This is a genomic window from Burkholderia sp. Cy-637 (assembly GCF_011753175.1).
GTDB lineage: Bacteria > Pseudomonadota > Gammaproteobacteria > Burkholderiales > Burkholderiaceae > Burkholderia > Burkholderia gladioli.
Map to the genome: position 1 here is coordinate 1 of NZ_VWWC01000217.1, position 9,990 is coordinate 9,990.

General features: G+C 70.0%; 11 protein-coding genes. 7 read left to right on the forward strand and 4 right to left on the reverse strand.

The genetic code is table 11. The features are described from left to right. The first annotated feature begins 4 nt into the window (after positions 1 to 4). From F3J10_RS32040 to F3J10_RS36100, 3 genes are all read left to right on the forward strand, one after another. Positions 5 to 529 (forward strand): type II secretion system protein, encoded by a 525-nt coding sequence (locus F3J10_RS32040; RefSeq protein ID WP_166914099.1) that lies wholly within the window; start codon positions 5 to 7, stop codon positions 527 to 529. Beyond that, entirely contained in the window at positions 529 to 939 is a 411-nt protein-coding gene (locus F3J10_RS32045) for a prepilin-type N-terminal cleavage/methylation domain-containing protein (RefSeq protein ID WP_029951086.1), read from the forward strand. Before F3J10_RS32040 ends, F3J10_RS32045 begins: the two co-directional genes overlap by 1 nt. Positions 940 to 1,046: 107 nt before the next feature. After that, complete coding sequence (locus F3J10_RS36100) at positions 1,047 to 2,024, forward strand: hypothetical protein (RefSeq protein ID WP_205200564.1); 978 nt, start codon at positions 1,047 to 1,049, stop codon at positions 2,022 to 2,024. A gap of 9 nt (positions 2,025 to 2,033) precedes the next feature. Here the strand turns inward: F3J10_RS36100 and mug are convergent, their stop codons facing one another. Next, on the reverse strand, positions 2,034 to 2,609 hold the full coding sequence (gene mug, locus F3J10_RS32055) for a G/U mismatch-specific DNA glycosylase (protein ID WP_167243777.1): 576 nt from the start codon (positions 2,607 to 2,609) through the stop codon (positions 2,034 to 2,036). Positions 2,610 to 2,735: 126 nt separating this feature from the next. On the opposite strand from mug, the gene F3J10_RS32060 reads away from it, so the two are divergent. Continuing rightward, complete coding sequence (locus tag F3J10_RS32060) at positions 2,736 to 3,095, forward strand: type II toxin-antitoxin system RelE/ParE family toxin (protein WP_166914078.1); 360 nt, start codon at positions 2,736 to 2,738, stop codon at positions 3,093 to 3,095. Positions 3,096 to 3,146: 51 nt separating this feature from the next. After that, a complete protein-coding gene (locus tag F3J10_RS32065) occupies positions 3,147 to 3,434 on the forward strand; it encodes an XRE family transcriptional regulator (protein ID WP_029951084.1) in 288 nt (95 codons plus the stop codon). A 22-nt stretch (positions 3,435 to 3,456) separates the two neighbouring features. On the opposite strand, the gene F3J10_RS32070 is transcribed toward F3J10_RS32065, so the two are convergent. Together F3J10_RS32070 and F3J10_RS32075 are read right to left on the reverse strand one after the other, a co-directional pair. Then, a complete protein-coding gene (locus F3J10_RS32070; protein WP_025100576.1) occupies positions 3,457 to 5,070 on the reverse strand; it encodes a methyl-accepting chemotaxis protein in 1,614 nt (537 codons plus the stop codon). Positions 5,071 to 5,554: 484 nt separating this feature from the next. Beyond that, positions 5,555 to 6,145 carry a TetR/AcrR family transcriptional regulator gene (locus F3J10_RS32075; protein ID WP_013696249.1) on the reverse strand — a complete coding sequence of 197 codons (591 nt, stop codon included), beginning with the start codon at positions 6,143 to 6,145 and terminating at the stop codon, positions 5,555 to 5,557. A 150-nt stretch (positions 6,146 to 6,295) separates the two neighbouring features. Between F3J10_RS32075 and F3J10_RS32080 the strand changes: the two genes are divergently transcribed. Beyond that, positions 6,296 to 7,342, forward strand: a complete 1,047-nt coding sequence (locus tag F3J10_RS32080) for an aldo/keto reductase (protein ID WP_166914082.1) — start codon at positions 6,296 to 6,298, stop codon at positions 7,340 to 7,342. A 70-nt stretch (positions 7,343 to 7,412) separates the two neighbouring features. Here the strand turns inward: F3J10_RS32080 and F3J10_RS32085 are convergent, their stop codons facing one another. Then, positions 7,413 to 8,336 (reverse strand): carbon-nitrogen hydrolase family protein, encoded by a 924-nt coding sequence (locus F3J10_RS32085; protein ID WP_036048617.1) that lies wholly within the window; start codon positions 8,334 to 8,336, stop codon positions 7,413 to 7,415. A 161-nt stretch (positions 8,337 to 8,497) separates the two neighbouring features. Between F3J10_RS32085 and F3J10_RS32090 the strand changes: the two genes are divergently transcribed. Beyond that, positions 8,498 to 9,532, forward strand: coding sequence for a LysR family transcriptional regulator (locus F3J10_RS32090; RefSeq protein WP_167243778.1), 1,035 nt, complete (start codon positions 8,498 to 8,500; stop codon positions 9,530 to 9,532). Positions 9,533 to 9,990: the final 458 nt, after the last annotated feature.

Consider the following 9,990-nt stretch of genomic DNA (forward strand, 5'->3'; position numbering starts at 1 on the left):
CTCGCTGCCGGCCTCGCGCCGTGCCCGCGCCGCGCGGGCCGCGTCGGGAGTCGGCCGTCGCGCGGCGGCCGGCTTCACGCTGATCGAGCTGCTGGTGACGCTGGCGATCCTCGGCGTGCTGGCCAGCATGACCGTGCCGGTGGCGCAGGTGATGCGCCAGCGCGAGCGCGAGCAGGAGCTGCGCGAGGCGCTGCACGAGATCCGCGCCGCGCTCGACGCCTACAAGCTGGCCGGCAAGGACGGCCGGGTGCCGGTGGAGAACGGCGGCAGCGGTTATCCGCCGAAGCTTTCCGTGCTGGTCGACGGCGTGAAGGACCAGACCGACCCGAAGGGCCGCAAGATCTATTTCCTGCGGCGCATGCCGCGCGACCCGATGAACCACGACGCGCAGCTCGACGCCGCCGATACCTGGGGCAAGCGTGCCTACGCGAGCGAACCCGACGAGCCGGAGGAGGGCGACGACGTCTACGACGTGTATTCGCTCTCGCCGGGCATTGGCCTGAACGGCATTCCCTACCGGAAATGGTGATGGCGACGAGACTTTCGATCCTGGCGGCGCGCCGCGCCGGCAAGCGCCGCGGCTTCACGCTGATCGAGCTGCTGCTGGTGCTGTCGATCATCGCGCTGATGCTGACCATCGCGCTGCCGCAGTATTTCCACTCGATCGACGCATCGAAGGAAAAGATCCTGGCCGAGAACCTGCACGCCACGCGCGATGCGATCGACCAGTTCTACGGCGACCTGGGGCGGTATCCCGATTCGCTGCAGGAGCTGGTCGACCGGCACTACCTGCGCACGCTGCCGTTCGACCCGGTCGCCGACAACGCCACCAGCTGGCAGATCATCGCGCCCGAGGAGCAATTCCCCGGCAAGGTCTACGACCTCAAGAGCGGCGCGCAGGGCAGCACGCTCGACGGGCGGCCGTTCGATTCCTTATGACGGCGACGGCGCGTTCGGGGGCTGGCGCGACGGCGCGCGCGGGCGGCCACGATGGCGCGCGCCCGGATTTCGCGCGTTCTCCGCGGGTCGCTTCGCTGGGCGCGCAGATGGCGCGTCGACGTCGGCCTCGGCCGTCGCTTCCGGCGCCGCGCGGGCAGCGCGGCTACGCCTATATCGCGCTGCTGATCGGCATCGCCATCGTCGGCGTGGCGGCGGCCGCCACCATCCAGCTCGGCGCGCTCTACCAGCGGCGCATGGCCGAGAAGGCGCTGCTCGAGGTCGGCGGCGCGTTCCAGCGCGCCCTGCTCAGCTACGCCGACGCCACGCCGGCCGGCCTGCCGCGCCAGCCGCGCACGCTCCAGGACCTGGTGCACGATCCGCGTTATCCGAATCCGGTGCGCCACCTGCGCCGCGTCTATGCCGATCCGCTGACCGGCAAGGCCGACTGGGTGCTGGTGCGCTCGCCCGACGGGCAGACCATCGTCGGCATCCACAGCGCCTCGCGCGCGCGGCCGATCCAGCTCAAGCTGTTTCCCGAGGAATTCCGCGGTTTCGAGAATCGGCGCAGTTATACGCAATGGGTGTTCGTCGCGCGCCGGCCACTGCTCGCGGTGGGCGGGCGCGCGCCCAACGCGGGCGTGCCGGCCTCGCCCGACGGCACGCCGCTGCCCGATGCGCTGCCGCCCGGCGGCGTGACGATGCCCGGCGGCATGACGGCCGGCGATCCGGTGGCCGGCAAGGCCGACGATGACGGTTTTCCGGACAACGGCTGGCCGAGCGGCGACGGCTTTTCGACGGGCGGTGGGTATGGCGGCAGCAACGGCTTCGGCAGCGGCAATGGTTTCGGTGGCGGCAGCGGTTTCGCGAATGGCGGCGCTTCGGCGAACGGCGGCGGCTTTTCGAACGATGGCGGTTTTTCCACCGGCGGCGGGTTCTCGAACAGCGGCGGTTTCTCGAATGGCGGCGGTTTTTCGGGCGGCGGCTTTTCGAGCAACGGCGCTTATTCGTCTGGCAACGGTTCCTCGGTCGGTGGCGGTTTCTCGAATGGCGGCGGCTTCTCGTCGGGCTACGGCGCCAATCGCTGAGTCGCGCGCTCAGGCGCAGTCGAGATCCTCCTGGCCGAGGCGCCAGGCCGCGAGTTCGGCGGCCATCGCGAGCCGCAGCGCCGCATAGGCCTCGACCAGCCGGTCGAGCGTGAAGGCGCGATTGAGCCCGCTCGGGTTCGGCAACACCCAGGCGCGGGCGGCCTCGAAGCGCTCCGGCTGCTCGCCCCATTCGATCTCGCGCCGGCCCGCGATCGCCGCATAGGCCGGCTTGCCGAGAAAAGCCACGGCACCCGGCCGGAAGTGCGCGATCTTGGCGCGAAACGGCGCGACGGCATCGCTCATCTCGCCCGCCGCGAGATCGGTGGCGCGCCGCGTCGCGCGCGTGGCCATCGCCGTGATCCCGCAACCCTCGCGCAGCAGCGCGCGATCGTCCTCGGCGCGCAGCCGCTCGGCCGTGAAGCCGGCGCGGTGCAGCGCCGGCCAGAAGCGGTTCGAGGCCGAACCGAAGTTGTGCCCCGATTGCGCCGCCAGCGGGCTCGGGTTGATCCCGCAGAACACCACGGGCAGGCCGGGCAGCAGGACGTCGAAGGGCGAGAGGGGGACGGGCGGGATGGGCGGGTTCAAGGCGGGCAATCCAGGCGGGAGCGGAAATCGGACGATCCGTAATGTAGCCTGCGACGGCGCGTCAGGTTTACGTGTGTATCAAAATTGGTACGATTCGGGCATTATGCTCATCGGCCCGACTTCGATATGTCTGAATCTGTCGCCATAGTTCTTACGGTCCATTTCTTTGTCTCGGAGGCAGGTAACGAGCCGGTGCGCGTTTGGCTGAGGACATTGGACGAAACGGATAGACGCTCGATCGGCGCCGATATCAAGACAGTTCAGTTCGGCTGGCCGCTGGGCATGCCCTTGGTCAGGAAGCTTGGTGGCAATCTCTACGAGGTCAGGATCTGGCTGGCGGGGCGAATTGCCCGGATTCTATTCACGGTGGCGGGCCAGCAGATGGTATTGCTGCATGGCTTCATCAAGAAATCACGCAGCACGCCTCGGGATGATCTGGCGTTGGCGGTGGAGAGGATGAAGCGGGTGCACAAGGCCGCGAAATGAAAAAGTTGAACCGCATCTAACAAGACACGGATGGATGAGAAGGAGCGAATCATGGCAAACCAACACATCGGCAGCGATTTCGATGCGTTTCTCGCCGAGGACGCCATGCTCGAAGAGGCAGCGGCAATCGCGATGAAGCGGGTGATCGCCTGGCAGATCGAGCAGGAAATGAAAGTGCAGCACCTGACCAAGTCGGCCATGGCGGCTCGCATGAAGACGAGCCGTGCCGCGCTCAATCGCTTGCTCGATGCTACCGACACGAGTCTCACGCTGACGACGCTCGCGAGCGCCGCCAACGCTCTGGGAAAGAAGTTCCGGTTCGAATTGCTCGCGGCATGACGTCGAACGCGCCCCGAACCCCCTAGCCCGGCATCCCCGCCAGCTCCCCCATCGGCGCGAGCGCCGCATCCATCGCGGTGCGGAACACGCTGACGGTCTCCAGCAGCCGTTCGGCCTGCGAGACCAGCATCTCGGTGGCGGTGCTCGACTGCTCGACCAGCGCGGCGTTCTGCTGGGTGCTGTCCTCGAGCTGCTCGATCATGCCGCGCACCTCGCCGATCCGGTGCGTCTGCAGCCGGCAGGTGTCGTTGATCTCGCTCATGATCGACGTGACGTTGCGCGAGGACTGGATCACCTCGGCGATGGTCGAGCCGGCCACTTCCACCAGCCGCCCGCCGTCGCTCACGCGCGCATTGCTGTCGCGCACCAGCGACTTGATCTCCTTGGCCGCCGCCGCGCTCTTCTGCGCCAGGATCCGCACCTCGCCCGCCACCACCGCGAAGCCGCGCCCGTGGCCGCCCGCCTTGGCCGCCTCCACCGCGGCGTTGAGCGCGAGAATGTTGGTCTGGAAGGCGATCGCGTCGATCACGCCGATGATCTCGCCGATCCGGTGCGAGGAGCTGTCGATGTCGCGCATCGTGTCGACCACCCGGCCCACCGCGTCGCCGCCGTTGCCGGCCTTGGACGAGGCCTGGTTGGCGAGTTCGTCGGCGTGGCTGGCGTTGGAGGCGTTCTCGGAGACGCTCGCGTCGAACTCGCCGAGCGCGTGGGTGGCCTGCTCCAGCGCCACCGCCTGCTTGCTGGTGCGCGCGCTCAGGTCGTTGGTGCCGTGCGCGATCTCGCGGCTGGCCTGCACCACGCCATCGGCCGCCTCGCGCACGCGCGCGACGATCTCGGCCAGGCTGTCGCGCATCTTGGTGACGGCCGCCATCACGCTGGCCTCGTCCTCGCCGCGCGCGGGCGAGGGCACCGACAGGTTGCCGCCGCGGATCGCCTCGGCGAACTCGATCATCTCGCGCGGATCGGCGCCGAGCGTGGCGGCGATGTTGCGCGTCACCAGCCAGGCGATGCCCAGCCCCAGCGCGCAGGCCAGCGCGGTGATCGCGGCCATCACGATCTTGAACTCGCGGCTGATCTCGCGCGCCTCCAGCCCCTCGTTGGCGCTCAGCGATTCCTCGAAGTCGATCATGGTGTTGATGGCCGCCAGCCAGGCCACCAGCGCGGGCCGCGCGCCGTCGAGCAGCACCTTGCGCGCCGCGTCGGACTGGCCCTGCGTCTGCAGCTCGATCACCTGGTCGATCAGCGGCATGGCCTGCGCCTGCGCGCGGCGGATGCCCTGGTAGATCGACTTCTCCTCGGGAGAGACGTTGTCGCTGGGCAGGAACACGGTCTCGAAGGGCCGGGCCGATTCCTCGTAGTCGCGCTGCAGCTTGCGGATGTGCTCGACCACCGTCGGCAGTTCGTCGGGGCCGACCAGGATCACGTCGCGCAGCGCGATCGAGCGGTCGTGCACGCTGCCGCGGAAGTTGATCGCGTAGCGTTCCTTCACGCCGTTCAGGTCGATGATGTCGTCGAGCCGCTCGCGGATGTTCTGCACCTGCACGATCGCGATGATGGCCAGCGCCACCATCCCCAGCAGCATCATGCCGAAGCTGAGTACGAGCTTGCCGCGCACACTGCGAATCCGAATCTTCATGTGTTTCCCCGTTTGCCTGGACTGGTCTGGTCTTGTGTGATGCCGCGCGGCCCCGTCCCCAGGCACTGGGCGGGCACGCATGCGGTGGCTTGGCGCGGGACTGCCGTGCCGGCCACCATGCAAACGATTCGATACGTCTGTTTATTCCGTTGTTTTTGCGATTTGGTTACAGCGGGCATCAAATTCAGTCGCGGCGGGTGGGAGCAAGGGAGCAGGGGGGAGGCCGCGCGCCGTCGCCGGGGCGGCTGACAGAAGCGGTTGATAGGGGCGGCTGACAGAAGCAGCTAACAGAACCGGTCGATAGAGGCGGCTGGGAGCGCCGCTGCTCGATATCGGTGATCAAGAGCGATGGTCGGCAGGAGCAGCGGCGGGGCGGCCCACGGAAATGACCGCCGGCCGTGGCCGGCAGGGGGCGGCCGACGAGAGTGCGCGGCAGGAGCGGCGAAAGGCGGCCGGCAGGAACGCTTGCCGGCCCGCCGCCGACTCAGGCGTCCGAGGCGCCGTGCTCGATGCCGGCCAGCACCGCGCGCACCGAAGCCAGCAACTCGTCGGACAGCGCCGCGTCCACCTTGGCGATCGCGCGGGCCGCGGCCACCGCGCCGATCTGCGCGGCGATGGTGGTGAAGGCGATGCGCCGCCGCTGCTCGGCCGGCAGGGCCGGGTCGATGCTGGCCTCGACGATTTCGGCCATCCCCATGAAACCCTCGGTGAAGCTGGCGCTGACCGCCTCGCCCTGGCGCGCCGCCTCGCTGGCCGAGGCCGCCAGCGGGCAGCCGACCAGCGAATCGCGCATGCGCGCCGAGAACAGGAAGTCGAGGTGGCGCTCCAGGTCGGGCGCCTCGCCTGCCGAGCGCGTCATCGAATCGAGGCTGGCCTCGAGCCCACGGGCCATCGCGGCGGCCGCCAGCGCCTCCTTCGAATCGAAATGCGCATAGAGCGCGCCGTGCGTGAGCCCGGCCTCGCGGCCGATGTCGGCCACGCCCACGCCGTCGATGCCGTGCTCGCGAAACAGCCGGCTGGCCGCCTGCAACAAGGCTTCCCGGTTTTCCGCCGCCTTTTCCTTCGATACCCGCATGAGCCGCTCCCGCAAGAATGTTCTTGATTTTAGTTACGGTCACAATTAATGTCACTAACATTGCGACTGCAATCAAAAACTGGAATCCGCGGCGGCCGACGCGGGCTCCGGTGTCTTCTCACCGTTCCATCCACGCAGGATCACACCGACATGCGCTATTCCCTGTTTGGCAAGCACACCGGGCTGCGAGTCTCCGAACTCGTGCTCGGTGCCGGCAATTTCGGCACGCGCTGGGGCCATGGCGCCGAGCCCGACGAAGTGCGTCGCATGCTCGACGCCTATGCCGAGGCCGGCGGCAATTTCATCGATACCGCCGACAGCTACCAGTTCGGCCAGTCCGAGGAACTGCTCGGCGAGCTGCTGCAAGGCCGCCGCGACGATTTCGTGCTGGCCACCAAGTACACGCAGCGGGCCAGCCCGAAGGACGGCATCCTGGTCACCGGCAACAGCCGCAAGGCGATGATCGCCTCGGCCGAGGCCAGCCTGAAGCGCCTCAAGACCGACCACATCGATCTCTACTGGGCGCACATGGACGACCAGGTCACGCCGCTCGAGGAGATCGTGCGCGGCTTCGACGACCTGGCGCGCGCCGGCAAGATCCTCTACGCCGGCTTCTCCGATTTCCCGGCCTGGCGCGTGGCGCGCGCGGCCACCCTGGCCGAGCTGCGCGGCAGCCTGCCGATCGCGGGGCTGCAGGTGGAGCACAGCCTGGTGCAGCGCGTGACCGAGCAGGACCTGCTGCCGGCCGGGCGGGCGCTGGGGCTCGGCATCGCGGCCTGGTCGCCGCTGGGCGGCGGGATGCTGACGGGCAAGTATCGCCAGGGCGAGAAGGGGCGCCTGGAGGGCCTGGGCGGGCGCGTGTTCCAGCCCGAGGACAGCCCGCAGCGCAGCGCGATCCTCGATGCGGTGCTGGAGGCCGCGCGCGAGCTCGGCGTGAGCCCGGGCGAGGTGGCGATCGCCTGGGTGGCCGCCAAGGGTTCGCTGCCGATCATCGGGCCGCGCAGCCTGGTCCAGCTCGAGAACAACCTGGCCGCCGCGAAGCTGCGCCTGCCGGACGAGCTGGTCGCGCGGCTCGACGCGGTCAGCGCGCTGCCGCCGGTGTTCCCCTACACCATCATCGACAGCGAGGCGACGCGCCAGCGCATCTCGGGCGGCAAGTACGCGCTGCTCGACCTGCCGGCCGAGCCGGTGGCCTGAGCGGGCGGCCGGGCGCGGCGCGGGTTGCTCCGGCTGGTCGCGCCCGGCCCTGCCTCGCCTGGCGGGGCATTCAGCCCTCGAACTTCACGCTGCGCCTGGCGCGTTCGTCCACCGTCAGCGAGAACACGTCGGGCCGCGCGTAGTGGCCGGTCACGTCGAGGTCATAGCGGGCGCGCACCAGCTCGGCCGTGTCGACCTCGGCCACCACCAGGCCGGTCTCGCCCTTGAGCGGGCCGGCCAGCACCTCGCCGAGCGGCCCGACGATCACGCTGCCGCCGTTGATCAGCGGCCGTTGCGGGTCCCAGTCGGGCACCTCGATGCCGAGCTCGGCGGGCGAGGGCTGCACCTGGCAGGCCGATACCACGAAGCAGCGTCCCTCGTGCGCGATATGGCGCATCGAGCTCTGCCAGATGTCGCGCTCGTCGACGGTCGGCGCGCACCAGATCTCGACGCCCTTGGCGTACATCGCCATGCGCAGCAGCGGCATGTGGTTCTCCCAGCAGATCGCCGCGCCGGCCAGCCCCGCCGCGGTGGGCACGGCCGGCAGTGTGGAGCCGTCGCCCTGCCCCCAGATCAGCCGCTCGGTGCCGGTCGGCATCAGCTTGCGATGCTTGGCGACCAGCCCGCCGACGGGATCGAGGAACAGCGCCGTGCAGTAGAGCGTCGCGCCGGCACGCTCGATCACGCCGATCACCAGCGAGGCGCCGGTGCGCGCCGACAGCTCGGCCAGTGCCTCGGTCTCGGGGCCCGGCACGTCGATCGCGTTGTCGTGATAGCGCGCGTAGGCTTCGCGGCCCTCGGGCAGCCGGTAGCCCAGGCGCGTGCCGAAGATCTCGCCCTTCGGGTAACCGCCCAGCAGCGCCTCGGGCATCACCACCAGGGCGAGTTCCCGGGCGCGGATCGCGTCCTCCCAGGCGAGGATGCGCTGGAGCGTGTCGGCCTTGCCGAGCGGGGATGCGCCGATCTGCAGCGCGGCGATGCGGGATTGCGTCATGGAAGCCTCCAGGGCGGGCGAAGGTGGCGCGGCGGCGCGGCCGTCGCGATATCGATGCGGAGCGCGGCGGCCGGCCTTCGCATTGCCGTCGATTCCCGCTCCGATGCCCGTATCATGGCGCGATGCCTTGCCCGGCAACACCTGCCGGGCCACTTTCCGATATGAACCCGATGAATATCGCCGACGTCGACCTGAACCTGCTGAAAGTCTTCGAGGCCCTGTTCGACGAGGGCGGCGCGAGCCGCGCGGCGATCCGGCTCGACCTCACGCAGTCGGCGGTCAGCGCGGCGCTGCGGCGACTGCGCGAGCTGTACGGCGATCCGTTGTTCGTGCGCACCGGGCGGGGCCTCGCACCCACCGCGCGGGCCCGCGAGCTGGAGCCGCTGATCGGCGAGGCGCTCGAACGCTGCCGCCAGAGCCTGGCCTTCGGCGCGCCGGCGCCGGCCTCGTTCGCGGGGCGCGCGGTATCGGTGGCGATGTCGGACGATTTCGAGATCGCCTTCGGCGGCCGCCTGATCGCGCGCGTCGCGCAGCTCGCGCCGGGGCTGCGTCTGATCTTCCGGCAGACCCACAGCCAGATCGTCGGCGATGCGCTGGCCAATCGCGAGATGGACCTGGCGATCGCGGCGGGCGGCTTCGCCACGCGCGGGCTTGGGCATGTGGCGCTGGGCAATGGCGGCTACGCTTGCCTGGTCGATCCCTGCCACGCCGCGGGCGGCGATGCGAATCCAAGTGGAAGCGGCGCGCCGCATCGCCATTCCGGCCGAGGTTCCACCGCAAGCGGCGCGAACGACGCAAGCGGCGGCCCGCGGGCCGATGACGCGGCCGCCCGCGCGGTGTTGAGCCTCGACGATTTCCTCGCGCGCGAGCATGTGCTGGTGTCCTCGGGCGGGGTGGTCGGGATCGTCGACGAGGCGCTGGCCGAGCTGGGCAGGCGCCGCACGGTGCGCGCCTCGACCACGCATTTCGCGGCGCTGCCCTTCCTGCTGCGCGGCACGCCGGCGGTGGCCACCATTCCGTATCACGCGGCGCAGGCCATCGCGCGTCTGGGCGGGCTGCGCCTGGCGGCCTGCCCGCTGGCGCTGCCGGCGTATCCCGTTGCGCTCGGCTGGCGCGTCAGCGCCCTGAAGGATGCCGCGGTGGCCAAGGTGCGCACCGCGATCGTCGAGTGTTTCGAGGGGTTCGGGCGGAACTGAGCGAGCGCCGTCGCGCGCGGGCCCGGCGGCGGCGCAATGGCCGGGATCTCGACGGTAGCGATCGGCGCCGCGCTCGCCGCATTCGCCGCATTCGCCGCGGCATGTCCGGGGCGCCTCCTCGGGCGCGCGGCAAGCGGTCCGCCGCAGGCTCGCATGCGCCCCGTGCCGCGAAAGCAGCCATTGTCATGTTGCAGCGGTTACCATCGGCGGGTTCCTCGTTGTCACGAAACTGTCACATGGTTTCGGCAAGACAAGGACGAGGACAGCCCGAACCGCACCAGCCCGGCAGGGCACCCCAACTGGAGGATGACGACGTGACCGACCCGATCGACCCGACCACCCGCCCGGGCCAGCAACCGGCCGATCCCGAGGCGCGGCCCGGCCTCGCCGATGCCGCTCGCGATGCCGCGGGCCCCGACGATCCCGAGCGGCGCCGCGCGCTGGGCGGGATCGCAGCG